This window comes from Embleya scabrispora DSM 41855, from assembly GCF_000372745.1.
GTDB classification, from domain to species: domain Bacteria; phylum Actinomycetota; class Actinomycetes; order Streptomycetales; family Streptomycetaceae; genus Embleya; species Embleya scabrispora.
On record NZ_KB889706.1, the window covers coordinates 1 to 22,411 of the forward strand.

Here is a 22,411-nt window from a genome sequence, read left to right on the forward strand (position 1 = left end):
ACGGCTCACCCCCACGCGTGTGGGGACTTCCCGGGCCCGGCGTTCGGACGCGCGGAGGACGACGGCTCACCCCCACGCGTGTGGGGACTTCCCGGCCGCCGACGCAATGCGTCTCGTAGATACCGGCTCACCCCCACGCGTGTGGGGACTTCGTCGCGTGCGTACGTGTCGGCGGCGGTGGCGCCGGCTCACCCCCACGCGTGTGGGGACTTCGCCATCGCCACAACGAGGGCGGCGTGTCCGGCCGGCTCACCCCCACGCGTGTGGGGACTTCGGCGAACAGCAACTCGGGCTCACGCCGCGCGTCGGCTCACCCCCACGCGTGTGGGGACTTCGCCGGGGTGTCGCTGTCCGGGGCTGGCATCCGCGGCTCACCCCCACGCGTGTGGGGACTTCGCCGGGGAGGACGCCGGGACGGGCCCGGGTCCCGGCTCACCCCCACGCGTGTGGGGACTTCATGTTCTCCTGCGGCACGGGAGATACGGAATCGACGGCTCACCCCCACGCGTGTGGGGACTTCTCGATCGACGACATCTCGGAACCCACACACGCCGGCTCACCCCCACGCGTGTGGGGACTTCGGACGCAGACCGCTTCAGCGTCTCGATCATCACGGCTCACCCCCACGCGTGTGGGGACTTCCTCGGCGCCGACGACATCACCAACGACGTCGACGGCTCACCCCCACGCGTGTGGGGACTTCTCTTGTGCACCGGAGACCATCGCGCCCATGACCGGCTCACCCCCACGCGTGNGTCGACGGCTCACCCCCACGCGTGTGGGGACTTCTCTTGTGCACCGGAGACCATCGCGCCCATGACCGGCTCACCCCCACGCGTGTGGGGACTTCTTCGTTGTCGTCGCTCATGCGGTCTCTCCGGTCGGCTCACCCCCACGCGTGTGGGGACTTCCGGGCTGTCAGGGGGCCGAGGAGTTTGTCCTCCGGCTCACCCCCACGCGTGTGGGGACTTCCCTTTCCGACCTGCGCGTTCTCTGGAGCTTTGCCATGTCGTAATAAAAATTGGGCAATTGAGGCCAGAGGTCTTCCTGAATGGCATCTGACCAGGCTTTTCCTGTCGACGGGAGTCGTTGCAGGCGGTTCTGAGCTTCAACTGCGGTGGCGCTGTGGGGGCAGTGTTGCTTGTACTCCTCTCGTGGTTGAGTCGAAGTCCCGTCGAACGTCGCAGACGGTCTTGCGGGCTCCGGCCGCACTCTCCACTTCCCTCAACCGGTCGCGCGTCCGTTTAGATTGCGCACCCTATCTGCGCCGGGCCGTTGGCGGTGGCCTAGTTAGGCGGACTGGGGCGCCAGTCGGTGAGTAGGTCCGGGGGAGGGGATGGGTCCGGGTGGCCGGCTCGGGCTTCGGTCAGGGCGGCACGGAGGCGTTCCCAGGCGCCTTCGAGAGCTCGAGCACCGATGGGGAGTCCTGCCGGGCGCAGGGGACCACCGGCGCGGTGGGGGACGGTGGTGACCCACAGGGCGTGGACGGGTCCGCCTTCGAGGGCGGTCGTCAGGCGGGTGCGTTCACGGGTCCAGGCGCGGAGGGCGCGGGCGGTGCGGGCGTCCAGGGGTGTGGTGCGGGGTGGTTCGGGGGTGCCCGTGCCGGGGGGTCTGGGGGTGACGCGGGCTCGTGGTGGGTGGTCGGCGAGGTCGTGGACGGTCATGGCGGCGATCTCACCGACGCGGGCTCCGGTGTCGATGACGACGCGGACGAGGGCATGCGTTCGGATCCACAGGGCGGAGGTGACGCGGTGGGGGCGTGGGCCTTCGAACAGGTTCGTGCACCGGTGGTGCAGGTGGTTCGCGTCGAGGTGGGGACGGGCGGGTTGGCGGGGGTGGGGTGTCGTCTCCAGGGGGACGTTCGCCCATCCGGCCAGGGCGCGGAGGGACGCGGCGGCGGCCCGGATGGTGGCGGTGGATCCGTGGCGATTCCCGGAGGAGGTGGCACGTCGGCGGCGATGGCCCTGGGCGACGGCTTCGAGCCAGGCCTGGCACGTCGGGGGGTCGAAGAGCGCCGGGGCGGGGGCTGCGGTACTGGTGCCGCCGTCGTGGCCGTGGGCGTGTTCGACGTAGGCGAGGAGGTCTTCGAGGAAGGCGACGCGTTGCCGCAGGGTGGCCGCGCCGATAGTCCCGTCGTCGTGTCGGCCGCGCAGATCCGCGAGGAATCCGTCGACGATGTCGCGGGCGCGAGGGCTCATGTCACAGCACTTTATGCGGCGGACTCGGCCCTATGTGATGCTGCCGCGCTGGTTCTGTGGGATGTGCGGTGAGGTCCTATGACTAGTTGCGGGAGTGTGCCACTCCCCCGACTTGCCGCCTTCTGTTATCACGGATTCGTCATCGGACGATGATAGCCAGCCGGGCGCATGGTCTCTGTGCGGGGCTGTGGCCTGCGGTTTTACCCTTTACCCAGGGCTTGCCCAAGGCCGGCCCTGCCGTCATTACGGCGTAATGAACCGGTCCGTAATGGGCTCGCATCGTCCGACCCAGGGTTCATTACGCCGTAATGAAGTCGGGGTGCACGACCACCGTCGCATTGGTCGACCGGCTCGACCGGCCGCTCCGGGGGAGGGCCATTACGCCGTAATGAAGACTCGGCCCCGAGGGGAGCGAGGCCTCGTCTGAGAGGGCGACCACTCCCCCGGGGTCGGGTCTTCATTACGGCGTAATGAGCGATGGCGGTCCCGGGGGGACTCTTCATTACGGCGTAATGACCCCGCGCGGCGCGGGGAGGCAAGTCGCATGCCGTGATGCTTCGCGGCGGTCTGCGGGTCTGCCGATTCCGATGGCCATGCCGAGGCCGCCGGCGCGGGAGGGCTCGGGAGGCGGGTCCTCTCCCCCACTCCCCTGGCCGCCCGACTTCATTACGGCGTAATGAACGCGCCGACCGGCGACCTCCACCAAGCACGAACCGGGGCCTTCTCATTACGGCGTAATGAGAAGGCCCCGGCGAGGTGGTGCGGTCAGCGGGCGACGCGGGTGAGGAGGAGTTCCACGAGCTTCTCCAAGTCCTCCGCGGACAGGTGCTGTTGGAGGGACGCCGCCAGGTCGGCGGGCGGGCCGAGCCGGATGACCCTGGAGTGGTCCGTTCGGGCCTGCGGCGTGCTCGGGGTCGCCGGCGCGGTCTCGGTCCGTTCGGGTCGAACCGCCTTGGGTTTCATTACGGCGTAATGATCCTGGGCGGTGCGAGCGGCGCCGACTTGCTGCTCCGGTGCCATCCGTCCGATCTTGCGGGCGTCCTCCACCTTGAGTTCACCGTTGCGGAGCAGGTCTTGCAGCTCCGGCAGGAGGCCGAGGAGCGCCATGCGTTGCGAGACCCATCCCTGGGATTTGGACAGCCGTTTGGCGACCTTGTCCTGGGAGCCGTGGATGTCCATGAGTTCCTGGACGGCTTTGGCCTCCTCGAGGGGGGCGAACGCCTTGCGGTGGATGTTCGCGACCAGTGCGGATTCGAGGATCTCGACCGCGCTGGTGGCGAGGGTGTCGTCCACGACGCTGTTGAGGCTGGGGAGTCCGGCCCGTTCCGCGGCGAGCAGGCGTCGGTTGCCGTCGACGACGACGTAGCGCACGTCGGTGCCGAAGGTGTGGTCCAGGTCGGGGTTGGCGGTGCGGTAGGCGTCGAGGGTGACCACGGCGGCGGCCTGGAGTTGGCCCTTCTCCAGGATGCTGTCGGCTAGGTCCGCGACGTCGCCGAGCGTCTCGCGCGGGTTGGCCGGGTTGTACGCGAGGTGGGGCAGGGGGATCGCGAACGGGGCGCCGTCGGGTGCGGCGGGTGTCGGGTCCGGGATCGGGGGGGCCGCGAGGGCCTCGGCGGCGGTGGCCGGTGTCGGCGGGTGGGGTGTGGAGCCCTCCCCCGTTTTCGGCGGCAGCAGGGTCGCCAGCGAGCGTTGGCGTTTGGACACGGTCATGCGCTCGCGGCGATCTCGTCGAGGCGTCGGGTCGCACCGCCCAGGCCGAGTTCGAGGGCGAGGCGGTAGAAATCCTCGCGGGCCTCGAGGGAGATGCGGTTGCGGGGGTACTGGGTGACGACGCGGCTCTCGGCGGCGGCCTTGGCGTGGATCTTGTAGTGGCGGACCACGGTCTGGGTACGCCACCAGCCCTGGCTGTCGACGAAGGCGCGGGTGTCCTCGAGGTCGGCGAGGCCGTCGCGGGGGTCCCAGTTGTTGACGACCACGGTGTAGGGGAGGCCGCGCGGCTTGACGATGTTCTCGATCGTGTTGGCCGTCGGGAGGAAGGACATGCCTTCCGGTTCGATCGGGACGATTACGTCGTCCGCGGCGGACAGGACCGCGCGCAGTGCGGCTCCGGCGCGTCCGTCGCCGAGCGGGTCGCCGTCCGGGCCGGGTTCGTAGTCGGTGGAGTCGGGCCCCAGCCAACCGGGGGTGTCGACGAAGATGTGCTGGTAGCCGCCGATTTCCTTGAGGCGCGCGAGCTGATGCGGTTCGCGGTGGGCCTGGACGAAGTCGAACGGCAGTTCGTCGCCGACGCGTTCGGCCCACCAGGTGGTGGATCCTTGGGGGTCGATGCTGACGGCGAGGACCGGCGGTGTCTCCATATTGGGCCGGCTCAGGACGTCGGCGGTGACGGCCGCGAGGTTGACGGTCAGGGTGGACTTGCCGACCCCGCCCTTCTGGTTCAGCAGAACATGAACTTTTGCCACGGGTACTGCCCTTTCGGTCTGATTCCCCGGTGCCCTGCACGCCTTGGGTGCAGGCGTGAGCGGGACGAACTATGCCATGTCAAAGACTCACGATGGCGGACGGCCCGGGCTTTCGGTTCGAGCCGCGTCATTACGGCGTAATAAAACGCCCGAACAGCCGCGTCCGTTGGGCCGCCGGACGGGTGATGCCATTACGGCGTAATGAAGTTGCCGTGGGAGTCGGCCCGGGCGGGTGCGCCCGGTGTCGTGGGGGCAGCGCGGTTCATTACGGCGTAATGGGGACCGGTGCCGGTTTCGCAACTCGGGCGGCGCGAGCCCGGGCAAGTGCGGCGGCGTGGACGGTCTCGCTCCTGGTCCGGCCGGGGCGTGTGGAGTCAACGGGCAGGACGGAGAGGAAGGTTGCCTCCGGCTCGCGCCAGCCGGGCTCCGCCACGACGTACTCGGGGCGTGCACTCCCCCGGCGAATTCCGTTCGCCCGGACGGCTCGTCGATCGGTACGCGACCGCGCCGCGGTCAGCCAGGCCGAGGCGTGTGCCCTGATGGTCGCCCGTACCGGTCCGAAGTCCGCCAGGCGGTCCTCGGTCGCGACGGCCGCCTCCCGGTCGGCGGCCACGCGTTCGCGGAACGCGCGTTGCTCCCTCAGCCGTGACTCGTCGCGGCGCCGACGCGCAACAGCCCTGGAGACGGAGGGGGGTTGCGGCCACACCGCGGTCGCGCCCTCGAGGCGGGCCCGCAGCCAGGCCACGGGAAACAGCACCAGCGCGGGCAGCGGGGAGACCAGCAGCCAGGCCACCACGTCCTCCGCGGTCCAGCCCTGGTCGGCCACCGGACGCAGGGCCGCGGCGAGTCGACCGACGCGTTCGCGGGCGACGAGGAGAACCTTGGAACGCACCTGACGCGCAAGTTCCCAGCGCCGCGCGCGGCGTGTCCCGGGTCGGGGCGCGGGTCGTCGCCCGGCCCGTTTTTCGGTCCGCGTCGTAACGGGTGCGCGGTTACGCGCGCTCGCGCCCGCGCGGTTGAGTTCATCGTCAACGTAGGTATCGGTACCAAGGTCCGGTGAGGGGGTTGGTGGGGTATCTGTGCACGGCTCATCGATCGGCTCGGTCGAAGCCGGAACGTCGACGGGAGGATGCGGGGGCGCGGTGACCGCGGGAGTGGGGGAGTGGTCGTCCTCGGATCCCACCAGTGCCTCGAGGCGGACCAGTTCGTGTTCGTCCCAGGCGGCGGGGAGGGTGGCTGCGTACTCGGCCGCGAGGCGCACGCCTCCGGGGCAGCGGGTCCCCCGGGCGACGTGTTCGAGCAGGCCCGCCTCGCGCAGCCATCGCAGGTGTCGGCGCACGCTGGGGAGGGACAGGTTGGTGGCGGCGGTGAGGCGGGCGTGTCCGGGGCGGATGTTGCGGCCGTCGTCGTGGTCCGCGTATCCGCACAGCGCGCGGGCCAGGATCAGGCTCGTGGCGTTCAGTCGCGGGTGGAGCCTCACACGAACGGCCCACTCGACGGCGGGCATCCATCCACGCGCACCCCCCGCAGAAGCCCGGAATTGTGGGGTATGCGGCTTTTTATAGTGCGCGACACGCGAACGAAGTCGCACCAGGGCGTGCGTGGCGCCGCGAGTATGCATAGACTCTGGCACGCAGGACCTCCTCGTGAGGGCATGCAGAAGCCCCGTAAGTGCTCTGGTGGAGAGCGGGACTTCGAGCAAAAGCTGGAAGTAATTGGGTTCACGTACGACGCCTGGCCGGCCTGGTAACCGGACAGCGACGAACGTCGGCCCTCCCGGGTAGTGCTGGGAGGCCGTACGAAAGCGACCCGCGACCCTGGCAGGTTGCGGATAGCACAAAGAGCGGACCGTCTCCGTGTGTGGGAGACTCCGCTCGAAAGAGTTAGATCACGATCGCCCCCTCCGACGAGAGGGAGCGGACACGGACCCGCAACAGCACAGCCCGCCGGACATCAAGCGCTGACAAAGCGCGGCGTGTCACTGGCGGGCTCTTGTGCACCGGGGGGTGTCTGCCGGTACTCTCACTCATGTCGACGTTTCTTTCTAAGGTGTAGTCGGCCGCGCCCCCGGGGAGTTGCACCTCCTGGCAGGGGGCTTCTTCATGTCCTGGTGAGGCTTCCGTTACTTACGGGAGTTTCAGGGGAACCCTAGTCCCTTCGGGGGGCCAGGTGCGAGAACACGGGGCAACTCGCCGCTCGGCGTGTCGCCCATCCGGGCGGGTCGGTGTCAAGGCATTGCTCGTGTGAACTTCCGCGGTCCGGTGGAGGGTTCCCGGGATCTGTCGTGGGTGCATGTTCGGGGGAGGTGACCGGGGGACGCCGGTTGTGACGTCCCGGGTGAATCTCTTTCGACGCTGTGCGGCGAACGTCCGCGTGTCCGAACCTCGTTGCGATCCGGCGGAGGGGCGGACGGACGGTGTCCGGCGGACATGTCCGATGGCCGTGGCCGGTGTCGCGTGTCCGATCCCCTGCCGCCCGGTGTCCGGATACGGCGTCGACCGGACACGCGTGTTGCCTCGTGTCCGATGGCGGTGTCGCATCGGACGACATCCGTCGAGTCGGTGTCCGGTCGGACACGACCTGTCGGACGGCGGGAACGACACGGGTGTCGGTCGGCCGAGTTGCGTGACCTGTACCGGAGTCGGTTGGGCGAGACGGTGTCGAGGAGTTCGTGTGATGCGTGCGTTCTCGCGGTGGCCGGGCCCGTGTCCGATGCCTCGTCCGGTGTCCGGCCACGAGGTGGGCTGTCCGGTCGTGGCGGTCACCGGTGTGTCCGGTCGTCCGGTCATGGTGTCCGATCGCCGTCGTCCGGTAGCGGGTGAGCGGCGGACGACCTCCCAGGGGGTTGCCCGCCGGATTCCCGAGGGCGAGTGCGGCAGAGTCGGACAGCGTGACCGGACACGCTCCGGCCGCTCGTGTCCGACGGCCGACGAGCGGGCGGGGCGTGTCCGGAGGGTGTGTGGCCGGTGTCCGATGGCAGGCTCTGCCGGTGCCGGTGAGGTGGGGGCTACTCCCAGACGAGTTTTCCGACGTCGAGGATCTCGCTCACGACGTCGGGCTTGGTGTCGGGTGTCTCGGCGAGGGCGTCCAGGACGAGGTTGTTCACCACGTCCGAGATGTCCCGGCCGCTGGCGTTGAGTTCGCCGCGGATGAAGTTGAGGCCGGTGTTGGCGTATTCCTCGAAGATCCGCACGCGGTCCTGGAGTCGGTCGTCGGCGAGGATCTTGGGGTCGTCGGTGACCCGGGCGGCGGCGAGGAGGTCGACGAGGATTTCCCCGTGGGTCCTGTTGCCGAGGCGGGAGAGGTTGATCGGTTCGTCGGTCCTGGTGAAGGGGGTGGGGACTCCCTTGCGGGCGCCGAGGGTGGCCGCGAACATCATCGCCTCGTAAAGCGTGGTGAAGGGCCCGTCCTTGGTGGTCATGGCGGTGAGCAGGTCTTCGTGGTCGGCGGGGCGCCTGAATCGGTCCTCGGCCATCAGAGGGTCACTTCTTCCAGGACGGTGTGCTCGAAGTCGCCGCGGGTGACGTAGGGGACGGCGCGGCCGGAGATGGTGACGGTCTGTTCCTTGGCGTCGGGCTTGGAGGTGACCGAGCGCAGGACGTAGACCCGGGTGGCGGCGGCTTGGAGGCGTTCCATGACCTGGCCGCGGGCCTGGGACTGGGAGAGCATCGTGACGATCTGGGTGGTGAGTCGGGGCAGCGCCTCGGCGACCTGGTTCTGGTACTCGATGTCGAGGTTCCCGAAGGGTGCGTCCATGACGACCGGGTAGATGCCGCCGCCTTCGAAGGTGTCGCCGCCGGGGGACTGGCGGCGGTTGTGGATCTCGAAGGCCATGTCCGCGACGGCGCCGACGAAGGACAGGCCGAGGATCTGGTTCTCGCCGGTGCTGCGGATCGCGGCGGGACCGGTGGTGTCGGCGTGGATCTGCAGGTCGAAGGAGGCGGTGAGTTCGGGGGTGAAGGGCTTGATGCAGATGCGTGAGAAGACGTTCTTGACCTTGGTGTCGAGTTCCGTGCGGATTTCCTCGGTCTTGAGGTTGAGGATCCTCTCGAACGCTTCGAGGACCTCGTCCACGAGGGAGACTTGTCGTTGCACCCGCTGTGCCTCGTTGTCGCGCAGTTCGGCGGCGTGGAAGGCCCGGCGCTGCTTCACGATCTCCTCGTCGAGTCGCTCGATCTCCTTGGTGGTCTCCTGCAGGTTGTCGGACGCCGCGTAGCGTTTGCCCTCGTACTCGCTGCGGCGTTGTTCCAGGCGTTGGACGTCCGATACGTCGACGTCCTTGAGTTTCCGGTCGATGTCGCTGCTTTCGGCGTCGATGCGGTCGATGCGCTCCTCCGCGTCCCGGATGTCGGCGGCGATGCCGCGGAGGTCGGCGCGCAGTGTCTCGCGGGCGTCGGTCAGTCGTGCGGCGTCGCCGCGGAGGTTCATCCAGCGCACCTGGACGTCGACGAGGCCGGCTCCGTGGCGGCGTTCGCTGAGTGCGGCGTGCCCGGCCGATCCCGGGGGGACGGGGGTGTCGCACATGCATTTGCCGTCTTCGATCAGGCCGTCGATGAAGTCTCGTTGCACGCCGGCTGGGAGTTGGTGTCGGCTGCGCATGTCGTCGGCGAGGGTGATGACGGCGCGGTCGATGCCCGCGGTGAAGGCGATGAAGCCTCTCTCGCCGAGGATGCGTTGTTTGCGTTCGCGCAGGTCCTTGCGGCGGATCTTCTCGGCGCGGCGCTCCTGGTCGAGTTGCACGCGTCGTTCCTGCAGGGGTGCGGCGTGCTTGTTCTCCATGAGGGCGCGCCCGGCTTCCTCCGCCTCGTGCTGGTAGCTGGCGATGTCCCGGGACAGTTGTTGTGCGCGGAATTCGGCGTCGGCCTTGAGTTTTTCGAGCTTTTCCCGTTTCTCGGCCAGGGGCCCGAGGCGGCTGTCGCCGAGTTTGCGGGCCTCGTTGGTGAGTCGGCGGGAGGCCTCGGGGAGGTGATCGGTGATGGCGCGCTCGATGATCTCCAGACCGAGGAGGGTCTTGATGGCGCCTCGGACGTCGCTGTTGCCGTCGCCGGCGAACATCTGTTCCACGCGTTCGCCGTTGAAGAAGAAGAATTGACGCAGGCCTGCGGGGAGGATCTTCTCGATGCGGTCCTGTCCGTTCTCGATCTTCTTGCTCTCGCCGTGCTGGTTCTCGGTGACCAGGACGGGCCAGGGTCCGGTGAGGTTCTGTTCGGGGGCGTCCTTGGTGACGGCGGCTTGACGGTGGACGGTGAAGACGGCGCCGTCGTGTTCGAACTCGAGCTTCACCGACGCGGCGACGGGCAGGTCGAGTTGGGTCTCGTTCCAGACGCGGTCGTTGATGATCCGTTCCTGGCGTTCGACGTCCTTGGTGAAGGTGCCGTACAGGGCCCAGGCGAAGGCGCTGAGGAGGGTCGTCTTGCCCGCGCCGTTCATGCCCAGGATCAGGACGACGGGTTTGTCGTCGCGCACGTCGAGGTCGAGGACGTGCCTGCCGTGGAAGACGCGGAAGTTCTCGACGGTGAGTTTGAGGAGTTTCAACGGGTGAGCTCCTTGGCGGCTTCCATGATCTTGGGGGTGAGGAGTGAGGGGCTCTTCACGTGGAGGTATTCCTTCTCGAGTTGGAGTACACGTTTGGCCAGTTGCTGGGCTTCGGGGGACATGGCTTCGAGGATCTGGACGGGGGTTTCCCGGGCGGTCACGGAGCTCTCCTGGTGGTCGGTGGGTGTTCTAGACGTCGTGCAGGCCGAAGCGGGTGCGCAGAGGGCGCAGGGTGTCGAGGGTGGTGGTCTCGTTGTCGGAGAAGCGCGCGAATTCGGTGACGCGGGTCAGCTCGCGGGCGACCATGCGGCGTTCCGTCTCGCGTCGGAGGCCGCCTTCGTCGTCGGGGGGGATGACGACGAAGTCGACGATGTCGGCGTGGGTCTTGCCGGGGGCGCGTCTGAGGACGCGGCCCCGGCGTTGGATGAACTGTCGGGGGTTGGAGGAGCTGGCGAGGAGGTAGGCGGTACGGGCGGCGGGGATGTCGACGCCTTCGTCCAGGCAGCGCATGGAGGCCAGGACTTGGAGGTCGTCGCCGGAGGCGAAGCGGTGGAGGAGTTCGAGGCGTTGGGGGCGGGGGGTCTGGGCGGTGTAGGAGGCGGTGGGCATGCGGAGTTCCCTGCCGACGAGGTCCATGGCGCGGTGGAGTTGGGTGGGTTCGTCGGTGGTGCGGATGTCGGTGGCCAGGGGGTGCCGGCCTTCGGCGCAGTACAGGAGTTGGTGGCGGTGGTCGCGGCGGAGGAGGACCTGCTCGCGCAGGGCGGGGATCTTGGCGCGGGCGTGCCCGAGGATGTTGGCGCGTTTGCGCAGGAGCATGCCCAGGGGGCTGTCGGCGTCGGCTTCGTCGGCGTTGCCGTGGGTGGCGAGTGCCTTGGCGATGGCTTCGGTGACGCGGCCGTACAGTTCGCTCTCCTCGTCGTCGAGTTCGACGAGGACGGGCGTGTAGGTGTAGCGGCACAGGGCGCCGGCCTGGATGGCGTCGCCGATGCCCATTTCGAAGACGATGTCGCCGAAGTATTGCCGGAGGGCGGCGGTTCCGGTGTCGTCGAACCAGCGTTCGGGGGTGGCGGAGAGGCCGAGGCGGTAGGCGGCGGTGTGGGGGAGGCGGTCGCGCAGTCGGTGGGCGCCGAGGTTGTGGACCTCGTCGGCGATCATCAGGAGGTGGCCGCGGTGGCGGGCGAGGAGCGTCTGGAAGGTGTCGCCGGCGAAGGTCGCGTTGGTGGTGACGATCAGGCCGCCTGAGGTGGCGCGCAGGGCCAGGGCGTCGATGAGGGCCGAGGCCCGGTTGTGCCAGGTGTCGACGGATTCGTAGGCGCGGATGGGGGTGACGCCGAAGCGTTCGACGTCGGTGGCCCATTGGTCGACGAGGTGTTGGTAGGGGGCGACGACGACGGTGAGCAGGGGGCCCGCGTCGTGGTGGGCGAGTTGTTTGGCGAGTTGGGCGCCGCCAGTGAGGGCGGTGACGGTCTTGCCGGTTCCGGTGGCCATGCGCAGGATGCCGCGGCATCCGTGGGCGAACCATGCCTCGACGGCGTGTTTCTGGTAGTCGCGGACGGTGAGGCCGGGGGGAATGGCGAGGGTGCCGTCGGGGTGGGGGCGGGGCAGGGTGATCAGGGTGCCGTCGGGAAGAGGTGCGTGACGGGGGGTGCGTGGTGCGGTGCGGGTGGCGTATTCGTCTAGGAGGGGTCGGGCTGCGTCGGTGAAGGTGAAGACCCGCAGGAATTGGGTGCGGTCGTGCCAGAGGTCGTCGAAGTCGCGGGTGATGCGTTGGGCGCGTTCGCGGTCGGGGGTGAGCCAGCTGCGGAAGACCTCGATGGATTCGAAGTTGCCGACGAGTCCGGGGAGGGTCTCGTTGGCGCTGCCCTTGAAGGCGACGGTGTCGTGGGTGTCGTGGAAGACGCCGATCTTCTCGTGGTAGATGCCGACGCGGTCGCGGTCGAGGATGTAGGCGAGTTTGATGTCGAGGCGGCCGTGGGCGACGAGGCGGCCGAGTTGGCCGATGCCGGCGGCGGCCTGGGGGTCCTCCGCCGCTTGGTGGAGGTCGCGGAGGGCTGCGTGCTCCAGGACGGCGCGCAGGGCGTATCCGGCGCGGAGTTGGTCGATGTCCTCGGTGCGGAGCTGGGGTGAGGCGACGATGCGCATGTAGCCGCTGCGGTGGGCGAATTCTTCGAGTCCGTGTCCGAGGACGGCCAGGACGGAGGCGTTGAAGTATCCGACGGCGCGGTCGTAGCGGGTGGAGGCGGCCAGGGCGGGGAGGTAGAAGTCCTCGACGAGGTGGGTGCGGTCGCTGCGGTAGTCGCCGTGTATGGGGGTGGTGCGCAGGGTGGCGGGGTCGCGGGTCATGCGAGTCCCATCAGGTCGAGGATTTCGCGGGTGAGTGTGCCGGGTGGCGGGGGGTCTCGGGGTGGTGGTGTGCGGGGTTGGGGTGGGTCGGTGGGGGGATCGAGGTGGTGGACGAGGCCGTTGCGGGTGGTGAGCGGTGGTGTGGCGGCGGCGGTGCGGATGGTGGCGGGTTGGAGGGAGAAGTCGCGGGTGAGGACGCGTTCGAGGTCGTGGAGGGGCATGGGGCCGCCTGCCTTGTCGAGTTCTTCGACGATGAGGTCGTGGGCGCTGGTGTAGGGGCGTAGCCCCCATTCGGTCAGGGCCCAGGTGTCGATGTCGCTGCGGGTGAAGCGGTCGTCCCTGGCGAGTCGGGTGTTGAGGATGCGGGGGAGGAGTCCGCCTCCGATGCGGGTGGCCAGGGTGGGGGTGGAGAGGGGGTGGTCGGCGGATTGCAGGTGCTTCAGGGCCTGTTCGGCGACGATGTCGCGCCGGCGTGCGGTGGGATCGGGGGTGATGTCGAACAGGGTGTCGGCGACGGGTGCGTCGGCGGTGGGGCGGGGCGTCGGCGGGGCGTCGGCGGCCGGTGGGGGTGGTTCCTTGGTGGGTGGGCGTCGGTCGTTGTCGCGAGTCGCGTCGTGTGCGGTGGCCGGCGTGGGGTTCGGGACGAAGGCCTCGGACGTGGGGAACTCGCGGGCTGTCGCGTGGGGTTCGGCCTGCGTTGGTCGAGGCTGTGACGTCATGGTGGCCACACTGTCGTATCGGGGAGACGACTTCACCCGGACAGGGATCGTGGTGGGGTGTGGGGCGGGGCCGCGTGGTGGATCGGGAGAGTTGGTGGTCGGGGGCCGGCGGCATCGACTGATCGGGCTGGGACTCGGTGAGGGCCGACCGTGGCCCCCGGGGCGGGCACGGTCGGCCGTCGGTGGGTCAGGAGACGGGGGCGCGGCGGTAGGTGTGGCTGCGATGCCAGGCGAAGTAGGGCTCGCGTTTGGGGGTCCACCAGGTGGTGGTGCGGTTCGCGAGATAGGTCCGGACGTGTTCGGCGACGTGGGGGGAGTCGTCGACCTCCGGGCTGATGCGGATGTGGCCGCCGGGGTCGACGGTGATGTGTCCGCTCTCGTAGAGGCTGTCGCAGCCGAGGACGCAGGCGAGCATGCCAACGTGCCCGAGGTCGCGGCGCTCGTTCTCGTCGCAGTGGGCGCGCTTTTTGATGTGTGCGGCGATGAGGAAGCCCTGGGGGAGGACGCGGCCGCACAGGGCGCAGGCGTCGGACCGGCCGAGCAGGTACTGCTTGAGGTGGCGCTGTTCGCCGCGGCGCTTGAGGGTGGCTTCGATCTCGAGCGGACCGTCGAAGGAGACGGGTTCGTGGTCGAGGTGGGTGAGCGAGTCGGAGGGTTTCAGGGGGAGGACGTCGTCGAGGCCGAGGAGTTCGAGGAGGAGGTTGCCCTCGAGGTCGCTGAGGTGGGTGAGGTTCTGGATGTTGCGATTGGGGTTCCAGCCCAGGAGTCGGCGGATCTCGTCGATGGCGATGTCGTGCCCGCGGACGGAGTCGATGGCGTACATGTACTCCCAGGTCTGGCCTTGGTCGTTGGTGCTCCACAGGCGCTTGGCGAGGGCGGGGTTGTGGAAGGTGGTGACGACGATGCCGCTGAGGTATGTGCGTTTGTCGCCGGAGAAGAAGACGCGGTCACCGGGGGAGATCTTGTGGGCCTTGGTGACGTTGGCACCGTTCTTGCCCGGTGTCACTCCCCAGAGGCGGGCAGTGCCGTCGGCAAAGCGGGTCTCGAGGGTGTTTCGGGTGGCCGGGTCGAGGAGGTCGCGGTGGGTGGCGAGCACGACGGGCGAGGCGATGGTGTCGAGGTAGTGCCGGTGCACCTCTTTGTCGGAGAGGCGGGCGGGTTGGAAGAAGACGTGCACGTGGTTCCCCCGAGGGTGTCGTGTGTCGGCGCGTGAGTGATTGCGTCACAAGCCGGCGGCTTCTTTTGCTGAGAGCCTGGCTCTGTGTTCAGGGAAGATACCCGAATGTCTCGAGACATGAAAGAGTGTCTTGGAGACTTGATCGAAGTTACGCAGACATGGAATCATCCTGTCGTGACTCCATCCCTCTATCTCAAGACGGGTGGACGGTCCGCACCGGGCAGGGAGCCTTGTCGGGTCGGGTCGGGGAGCGCCGCCGCCTCCGTCGCCCCGTGCGCCACGCCGTGGCCGTCGAACGAACCATCGGAGAAACCATGGACAACCAGATCTCGGCCGAGCTCGCCGCCGCGATGGATCAGATCAACGGGCACTGGGACCGGGCGAAGGCCGTGCTGGCGCTGTTGCTGGACGACCGGATCAAGCACGAGGACGCGTTGTTCGTGGAGGCGGCCCGAATGGGCGGCAGCCCCTCCTACATCGCGTCCACGTCGTTGGAGTGGATCCGCAACCACGTGCGTTTGGCGAACACGATGCCGCTGCTGAAGCGGAGCCTCGACCCGGAGACCGGCAAGCTGCGGATCGACGAGGAGAGCATCGAGATCATCTCCCAGCGCGCGATCGACTGGTCACGCGAGGCCGTCCTGGCGAAGTACCTGATCGAGCGGGACAACCACAAGTTCCCGCCGATCCTCGTGGTGCTGGGACAGCCGTGGGTGGACGACCCCACCAGCGACATGTGGGACGAGGACGGCGCCGCCCGGGAGACGTCCACCACGTTCGAGGCCCTCGACGGTCAGGGACGGGTGGGGATGCTGGAGCTGGGTCCGACCAGCTCGCTGTACGTCTTCGACGGCCAACACCGCCTCATCGGCATCGCCGCCGCCCTGCACCTGATCACCTACGGCCGGCTGGACGTGCGCGACCGCGAGGGGAACGTCAAGCGCGACGAAGCGCTGGTACTGGACGACCTCGTCGAGGAGCACGGCCTCGACGAGACGCGGCTGCAGCAGTTGGGCGCGGAGCGCATGGGTGTGGAGATCATCCCCGCCGTTATCCGGGGCGAGACCCGCGCGGACGCCCAGCGGCGGGTGCGGAGCATCTTCACCCACGTGAACAAGCAGGCCTCGCCACTCACCAAGGGCGAGGTGGCACAGCTGGACGAGGACAACGGCTTCGCGATCGTGGCCCGTCGCATCGCGGTCGAGCACCCGCTGTTCAAGACCGGCAGGAACGCGGTGAACTTCAAGAACAGCACCATCACCAAGCGGTCCGCGCATCTGACCACGCTGCAGACGCTCACCGAGATGGCCAAGCGGTATCTCACGGCGGACGAGAGTTACGCGGGGTGGAACGCGAAGGGTCGCGAGCTGGCCCGTCGGCCCGTCGACGAGGAACTCGTGCGCGGGCGTGCCGATTTCAAGGAGCTCTGGGACCACATCGCGGATCTGCCGACGTTCCGCGGCATCGCGTCGGGGCAGTCGCCGTCCCGGTATCGACGATTCGAGCACGAGGTCGAGAAGGGCAGCGGCGGCGGGCGGGGGTACATGCTGTTGCGCCCGATCGGCCAGCAGGCGCTGGGGCAGGCGGTCGGCGTGATGCGGGCCGAGGGGGTGTCGTGGGACGACATCTTCGCGAAGGTGGCCGCGATGGACGGTGCGGACGGTCTGCGGCTGGATTTCGTGGGGGGGCCCTGGTGGGGGGTCCTGTACGACTTCAACGGTCAGCGGATCAACACCAAGGGCCTCGAAACGGCCGTGAAGCTGCTGTGTCACCTGATTGCCGGTCTGCCCACGGACAGGGACCGCCGCGCGCTGCGCGAACTGGTCGCGGATGCGCGCTCCGTCGGGGAGGACGAATTCCGCGACTACAACGGGGAGATCGTGCCCCGCAGCAAGATTGCGCTGCCCGCGCCCTGGTGACCGGGGCGCCGATCCGTTGACGACCGCAGACGTCGTCCCGACCGTCTTGCGTCGGCCGCGGTTCGGTCTCCTCCGGGTTCGGACGGTGCAGGTGGATGCCTTCGCGGCAGCGGGCGTGCGGCCACGACGTCAGGTGGATCCTCCGATGGCCGTGCGGTGGGCCTCCTCGGCCACCTTCCGGAGGCGTTTGCGCATCTCCTCCTGCTGTCTGCCACGTGTTTTCATTGCATGACAGTTGGGGCACAGAGCGATCATGTTCTCGGGGTAGTCCCGACCGCCCAGGGCAAGGTCCTCGATGTGGTCGACCTCGAGTATCGGCAGGCCTTGTAGCGTGAGGTCATCGGGCATCCCCCGGCATTGCGGGTTCTCGCACCTGCCTCCGCATCGGTCCAGCACGGCCTCTATCGCCTTCGGATCGCGGTACGGCTCGGTTACGGTGCGCTCGACAACCCGCCTGCCCTTCTCGAGCTCGGCGGCCTTCACCTCTGCGCACAATCGGCGGTAGCGGTCCGCCACGGCCTCGGCCGCAGGCGTCACCGTGACCTCGGACCCGATACCGGAGTCCCTGGCACAGTCCTGGCACCACTTCTCGCGGGGACCGCGACGCAATACGCGTTCATCGATGATGCTCGAGCCGACCCGATGGTGCGTCTTGTGGCGCCTGCACGCGAGTGCGTACTCCGCGGGCACCTGCCCGCGCAGTCGAATCACGTCGGCGTCGTCGACGGGCTTGGGGTACACCACGTCCCAACCCTCGATGTACGACGGGCCTTCCGGGCGCTTGCGCCGTATGCCGTCGCTTTCTCGTTCCGTGATCTCGGCCATGTCTGTGGAACATACGCCCGAGGGAAGGGCGGTGACAGGGGTCTACGAAACGAAATCCGGTGCCGTGACGGGGAGATGACCTCGGTGGGCTCGTGTTCTGCCTGCTCTCGGGGCCGGGTGGCATCGGGCCACCCGGCCGTCCGCGGTCATCCTGCGGCGCTCATCACCAAGCCCTGGATGGTGTGCAGGTCGTTGCGGCCGGCCATGTAGCCGATGCCGCGGTGGAGGTGGATGGTCAGGGTGCGGGAAACCGCCTCGTCGGTGGGCTCCTCACCGTCACGCAGACAGCGTTCCTTGAGCAGGGCGAGGTAGATGTCGCCGTATTGACCGGCGAAGGTCTTCCAGCTCATCTCGACGTTGGAGTCGGTGGTGATGTCCCGGACCAGGGGTGTGGAGCCTTCCTGGAGGGAGTAGGCCAGTGCCCAGCGGCACAGGACGTTCCAGTGTTTGATGCCGGTCACGCGCTTGAGGCGGATGAGTTGGTCCCGGGCCGGCTGGGACAGGCGGATCGTCTCAAGCGACATGGGTTTCTCCGGTCGGCCACAGGTAGCCCTGGCGGACGCTGGTGGTGAAGGTCTCGTTGTCGTGGGTGAGGGTGTACGAACGGGCGATGGACGATTCGAGCTTGTGGAACAGGCGCTCGTCGATCTCCTCGTCCGTGGACAGCAGCAGTACCTGGTCGCCGGCGTGCGGGAAGTAGCGCTCGACGAGTTGTTCGCGGTGTTTGCTGTCGAGCCGGCCCAGGGGGGTGTCGATGACGCTGGGCAGGCGGTTGCCGGCGACGCGGGCCACGCCCCAGAGCAGGGACAGGGCGAGGAGTTGGCGTTCGCCGGCGCTCAGCCTTCCCGACTCCAGGGGTTGTCCGTCGGATCCGGTGAGGGCGAGCGAGAAGTCCTTGGTGTCGATGTGGAGGTCGGCGACCAGGTTCTTCTTGCGCATCAGCTTGCTGAAGCTGTCCAGGACGGCGACTTCGAGGCGGCCGATGTGGCGGGTCAGCAGGGCGGCTGCGTAGCGTTCGAGGATGCCTCGGGTGGATGCCGAGTACTCCTTGACGCGGGCCTCCATCTTGTCGACCTTGTCGTGGAGTTTCTGCTTGCGCAGTTCCCGCTCGAGTTCCGCGTCCTGGCCTCTGTGTCGTGCCCTGAGTTCCTCCAGGTCCGTTTCGATGCGGGCCTGTTCCGCGCGCAGGACGGAGACCGCGTCGAGGGCGGCGCTCTGGGCGTCCATCAGGGAGCGGATCTCGTCCTCGTCCTCGGGCTTGGAGGCGAGAAGGCGGTCGGTGGCGTCGAAGCGGGCCTGCTCCTTGATGGCGCGTTCGACCAGTTCCACGGCGAGGGTCCGGTCCCGGCTCAGGGTGTCGTCGAGCGCGGACAACTGGGCGAGCATGTCGTGCGGGACGTTGAGTTCGCGGGGAGCCCTGGCCTGGGCGTCGCGTTCTTCCCGGTCCGCACTCAGTTCCTTCTCGATGCGGGCGATCTGGTCGGGTCCGGTGGCGTCGCGGAACAGGTCGGTTAGCCACGAGTCGCGTTCCCGCAGGACGCTCAGGACCTCTGCCGCCTGGTCGGCACGGTGTTCGCGTTGTGCGTGTTCGCGAACGGTGTCGAGTTGTTCGCGGAGAAGCAGCAGGGGGAGCGGCCCGGCGGCGACGGTGTTGACGAGAGTGTCGTTGGTCGCCTTGAGGGTGGCGGCGACACCGTCGTTCTCGGCCTTGAGGGTGGCGAATCGGCGGAAGACCTCTCCGCCTTCCTTCGCGAAGCGCACGCGTGCCTGCTCCGCGCGGTACATGGCGGCCTTGAGGCGGTTGTTCAGGGAGCCGCGTCGTTGGACGGCGTCGCCGATGGCGGAGGCAAGCTCCTCGAGCTCCGCGCCGAGGGCTGCGATCTTGGCCTGGCTGCCTTCGTCGGCAGCGCTGGTCTGGATCCGGCGTTCGAGGACGAGGAGGTCGGTGCGCAGACGTTCGACACCGCTGACGCCCAGGAGGGAGTGCACGGCGGAGCGAATGATGTTGGAGGCCTGGTCGGGGTCGGCCAGTTCCTCGAGTTTTTCGCCGTCGAAGAAGAAGAGGGAGGCGACTTCGAGGGGCAGCAGACCTTCGATGTGGTCGACCCAGCCTTCGCTGAGGCCCCATTCGGGTTTGCCGTTGACGGTGATCTCGAGGCTCTCGTCGAGCTTCTTGCCTGCGGGGATTCGCCAGCTGCGGCTGACGTGGTACCGATGTTCCTCGCCCTCGAGCAGTATGGAGAACTCGACGGCCACGCGTGCGCCGTCCTCGGGGTCGGCGAGGCGGTTGATGCTCTCGCGCAGGTAGGTGTCGTAGGAGGAGTTGCCGCGGCCGCTGCAGCGGGCGCGGTTGCCGTAGAGGGCGAGTTGGATCGCGTCCAGCAATGTGGTCTTGCCGCAACCGTTGAGGCCGCCGATCAGGACGATCGGGCGGCCCTTCTCGGTGGTGAGATCCAGCGACTGTTCACCCCGGTAGGCGCCGAAGTCGTGCAGGGTGATGTTACGCAGAAGCATTGCTGGTCTCTTCGTCCTCTGCTGGGGTGTGGTCGGTCCGGGAGGCGATGCCTTCCAGGTCCAGGGACTCTTGGACGTCGGCGTCGGAGGGGGTGGGGTCCGCCTCGGTGCGGGGGACTATCCCTTCGAGTTCCTTCTTGAAGGCGAGGGCGTCCTCCTCGTCGGTGTAGTAGCCCTTGACGATGGTCTTCTGCAATTCGTCGTACAGGCCGGTGCGGCGGGTCCTGGTGCGGAACCGGCGTTCGACGGCGAGGAGATCGCGGGTCATGGAGTAGCGCAGTTCGTCGCCGTCGCAGATCTCGCGGAGGATGTCCATCTCGTCGGATCCCTGGGCGAGGTGGGCGTCGACGGGCAGGCCCGGGAACGTCTCGCCGTAGACCTTTTCGTAGATCTTGGGGAGTGCGTCCTGGACCTCGTGCTTCTCGAAGATCCAGATGCGGCGGATCTCGTGGAGTTCCTCCATCGTGATCAGCTCGATGCCGCGCACGTGTTCGGGGGCGTTGTCGCGAACGTGCTTTTGGGCCTGGAAGAGTTTCGTCAGCCACTCGTGGCGGGACTTCTCGGTGTAGGGCCCGGGGATGACGCGTTCGTCGGCGATGAGCTGGACTTGGCCGTTCATGCGGCGGAAGTCGCGCAGGTGCTTGTCGTCGGGGACGTCGAGGTCGTTGCGCAGGTCGAGGAGGGGCTGCATCCAGTCCTTCTCCTCGTCGTTTTGGATCATGGCGGACATGGACTTGTCCTTCTCGACCAGGGTGCACGTCCAGCAGCCGAAGCGGCTGTCCCCGCACGAGGGCGTGGTGTTGTCCACGACCAGGGGGCATTCGCCGTCGGCGGACGCGCCCTGGTACATCGAGAGCAAATCCTTGTTGTTGTGTCCCCAGGGGTTGGCCTGCTGCATGAGGAAGAGCCACACGTCGTCGGTGGTCCATTCCTCGACGGGGCTGTAGACCAGCGAGTTGGGCAGGTTGCCGTTGGGGGAGAGGCGGTCGCGGACGCGGCGCTTCTCGTGTTTGGCCATGGACTTGGAGCGGGCCTGGCTCTCGCTCTTGCGGATGCCCAGGACCAGGATCGCCTCGCCGTGGCGGCGGACGACGCGGCGGATGAACGCGTTGGAGGGTCGGATCTTGAGGCGTTCGGTGCACCAGCGGAACTTGGGGCGGGGGGCGGGGTAGCCGCGGCCGATGAGGCCGACCCAGAAGGTGTCCTTGACCTCGGGGGTGAGGCGGTGGGGCTCGATGGGCAGTTGTTGCTCGGCGGCCGCGGCGCGCATCGTCTCCAGGGACTGGGTGACCCAGCTGGCGACGATGGGGTTCTCGACGAGGGTGTCGGTGCTGATGACGTGGACGGGTTTGGTGCGTTGTTCCGCGGTGAGGCCCTGCAGGGCCAGCCACACGAGCTGGAGGACTGCGGTGGAGTCCTTGCCGCCGCTGTAGCCGACCACCCAGGGGACCTCGTCGGCGAGATAGAGCTCGCGGATCTCCTCGGTGAGCTCGTTCACGACCTCGGACATGGTCCGGCCCTGGAACGGGGCTGTGTGCGTCGGGGTGCTCATGCGTCTCCTCGCTGGCGAAACGCGTCTTCGATCTGCTGTTCTTCCGGGCTGAGCGGCAGGTCCAGGCGCAAGCGCAAATAGTTGGTGGTCAGGCTGAGGTTGCGGTGTGACTTGGACACGCGACCGGCCAGGATGGCACGGCCGTCCCAGTCGGGGTTGCTCCGGGTCCAGTCCACGCCCTTGAGGCGTTCCACCCGGGGGAGCCAGTGGGTGGGGTCGGTCGATTCCCGCAGGAGCGTGTTGCCCACGCGTCCCAGGGCGTGCAGGGCGAGGCTGTGGCTGTGGATGTACTCGCGCCGTACGTCCGGGGCGGGCAGTGTGCGTTCGCGCACCATGGCCCATTCCGGAACGGTGGTGTCGATCGCCTCCCAGAATCCCTGGGCCAGGGCCGGCGCCGCGGCGGATTCGATCTCCACGTTCTGGAGCAGGGCCTGGTTGCCCGAGTGGATCGCGCTGAGGGTGAACAACCTACGAGACCGGGCCGACAGCGTGGATGCTTCCATCTCGACGTGCCCCTTGAACACGGGGGATTTGAGCGCGATCAGGCGGGTGAGGGCGGCGAGGTCGTCGCGGTGGTCGTAGAGCACGCCGATGGAGCGCGCCGGCCGGACGGCGTGGCGGTTGAGGTCGGCGAACATCTGCTGGCAGCGGGAGAGTCCGGAGTCGTGGAAGAAGACGACGGCGATGGTCTCGTCGCCCAGGTCGGGGTTCTCCCGCAGGGCCACCTCGATGGCGGCGCGGCGGTGCTGGCCGTCGTTGATCAGGAAGCGGGCGGCCATGGGGATGCGGATCTGGCCGATTCTCATGCCCGGGCCGGCGGGTGCGGCGCCTTCGAAGCGCAGGTCGCCGTCGACGGAGGCGGTGAGCGCGCTGAAGACGTAGTCGTCGGGGTTGTCCAGGATGTAGCGGGTCAGCGCGGGCAGGCGCCCCTTGTTGAGTATGCGCTGGGCGCGCACCTCGGGCGCGAGTTCTTCCTCGTCGAAGACGAAGATCTTCGGGATGAGGCGGAGGGGACACATCGAGACGTAGAACTCGCGTCCCGCCTGGATGCCCCTGATCGCCGGAAACGTGTACTCGTAATCGGTGAAGATCGGAGTCTCTGCGGTTCCGGGCTGCGTACGTGATCCCACACGCGTAACGCTATCTTAGGTACGTCTCAATTTTCAC

General features: G+C 68.1%; 16 protein-coding genes and 1 CRISPR repeat array. Of the genes, 1 reads left to right on the forward strand and 15 read right to left on the reverse strand.

From position 1 onward, the window contains the following. The first annotated feature begins 1 nt into the window (after position 1). Positions 2–972: a CRISPR direct-repeat array (repeat unit 29 nt; unit sequence CGGCTCACCCCCACGCGTGTGGGGACTTC). A 314-nt stretch (positions 973–1,286) separates the two neighbouring features. From A3IC_RS0140505 to A3IC_RS0140550, 10 genes are all read right to left on the reverse strand, one after another. Next, positions 1,287–2,198, reverse strand: coding sequence for a site-specific integrase (locus A3IC_RS0140505; protein WP_020555775.1), 912 nt, complete (start codon positions 2,196–2,198; stop codon positions 1,287–1,289). A 765-nt stretch (positions 2,199–2,963) separates the two neighbouring features. Then, complete coding sequence (locus tag A3IC_RS59425) at positions 2,964–3,908, reverse strand: ParB/RepB/Spo0J family partition protein (RefSeq protein WP_052174035.1); 945 nt, start codon at positions 3,906–3,908, stop codon at positions 2,964–2,966. Next, on the reverse strand, positions 3,905–4,660 hold the full coding sequence (locus A3IC_RS0140515; protein ID WP_020555776.1) for a ParA family protein: 756 nt from the start codon (positions 4,658–4,660) through the stop codon (positions 3,905–3,907). Before A3IC_RS0140515 ends, A3IC_RS59425 begins: the two co-directional genes overlap by 4 nt. A gap of 265 nt (positions 4,661–4,925) precedes the next feature. Further along, positions 4,926–6,140, reverse strand: a complete 1,215-nt coding sequence (locus A3IC_RS0140520) for an ArsR family transcriptional regulator (RefSeq protein ID WP_158696303.1) — start codon at positions 6,138–6,140, stop codon at positions 4,926–4,928. A 1,527-nt stretch (positions 6,141–7,667) separates the two neighbouring features. Continuing rightward, positions 7,668–8,135: a DNA phosphorothioation-associated protein 4 gene (locus tag A3IC_RS0140525; RefSeq protein ID WP_020555778.1), complete on the reverse strand. Its 468-nt coding sequence runs from the start codon at positions 8,133–8,135 to the stop codon at positions 7,668–7,670. After that, on the reverse strand, positions 8,135–10,195 hold the full coding sequence (locus tag A3IC_RS0140530) for an AAA family ATPase (protein WP_020555779.1): 2,061 nt from the start codon (positions 10,193–10,195) through the stop codon (positions 8,135–8,137). The genes A3IC_RS0140525 and A3IC_RS0140530 overlap by 1 nt, the downstream gene beginning before the upstream one ends. Further along, on the reverse strand, positions 10,192–10,317 hold the full coding sequence (locus tag A3IC_RS72765) for a hypothetical protein (RefSeq protein WP_281174570.1): 126 nt from the start codon (positions 10,315–10,317) through the stop codon (positions 10,192–10,194). The genes A3IC_RS0140530 and A3IC_RS72765 overlap by 4 nt, the downstream gene beginning before the upstream one ends. Before the next feature lie 67 nt (positions 10,318–10,384). Next, positions 10,385–12,538 (reverse strand): DEAD/DEAH box helicase family protein, encoded by a 2,154-nt coding sequence (locus A3IC_RS0140540; protein WP_020555781.1) that lies wholly within the window; start codon positions 12,536–12,538, stop codon positions 10,385–10,387. Beyond that, complete coding sequence (locus tag A3IC_RS0140545) at positions 12,535–13,257, reverse strand: hypothetical protein (RefSeq protein WP_026219299.1); 723 nt, start codon at positions 13,255–13,257, stop codon at positions 12,535–12,537. The genes A3IC_RS0140540 and A3IC_RS0140545 overlap by 4 nt, the downstream gene beginning before the upstream one ends. Before the next feature lie 187 nt (positions 13,258–13,444). Further along, complete coding sequence (locus A3IC_RS0140550; RefSeq protein WP_020555783.1) at positions 13,445–14,434, reverse strand: hypothetical protein; 990 nt, start codon at positions 14,432–14,434, stop codon at positions 13,445–13,447. 314 nt (positions 14,435–14,748) lie between these two features. Here A3IC_RS0140550 and A3IC_RS0140555 point away from each other — a divergent pair, with 314 nt between their 5' ends. Continuing rightward, positions 14,749–16,353, forward strand: a complete 1,605-nt coding sequence (locus A3IC_RS0140555; protein WP_026219300.1) for a DGQHR domain-containing protein — start codon at positions 14,749–14,751, stop codon at positions 16,351–16,353. Between the two features lie 129 nt (positions 16,354–16,482). On the opposite strand, the gene A3IC_RS63325 is transcribed toward A3IC_RS0140555, so the two are convergent. The 5 genes from A3IC_RS63325 to dndB form a co-directional block, all read right to left on the reverse strand. Next, complete coding sequence (locus A3IC_RS63325; RefSeq protein ID WP_020555785.1) at positions 16,483–17,178, reverse strand: HNH endonuclease signature motif containing protein; 696 nt, start codon at positions 17,176–17,178, stop codon at positions 16,483–16,485. 146 nt (positions 17,179–17,324) lie between these two features. Continuing rightward, entirely contained in the window at positions 17,325–17,702 is a 378-nt protein-coding gene (gene dndE / locus A3IC_RS0140565; RefSeq protein ID WP_020555786.1) for a DNA sulfur modification protein DndE, read from the reverse strand. Beyond that, positions 17,692–19,692 carry a DNA sulfur modification protein DndD gene (gene dndD, locus A3IC_RS0140570; RefSeq protein ID WP_020555787.1) on the reverse strand — a complete coding sequence of 667 codons (2,001 nt, stop codon included), beginning with the start codon at positions 19,690–19,692 and terminating at the stop codon, positions 17,692–17,694. The genes dndE and dndD overlap by 11 nt, the downstream gene beginning before the upstream one ends. Further along, a complete protein-coding gene (gene dndC, locus A3IC_RS0140575; RefSeq protein WP_020555788.1) occupies positions 19,679–21,244 on the reverse strand; it encodes a DNA phosphorothioation system sulfurtransferase DndC in 1,566 nt (521 codons plus the stop codon). Before dndC ends, dndD begins: the two co-directional genes overlap by 14 nt. Next, positions 21,241–22,374 carry a DNA sulfur modification protein DndB gene (gene dndB, locus A3IC_RS0140580; protein WP_020555789.1) on the reverse strand — a complete coding sequence of 378 codons (1,134 nt, stop codon included), beginning with the start codon at positions 22,372–22,374 and terminating at the stop codon, positions 21,241–21,243. The genes dndC and dndB overlap by 4 nt, the downstream gene beginning before the upstream one ends. Positions 22,375–22,411: the final 37 nt, after the last annotated feature.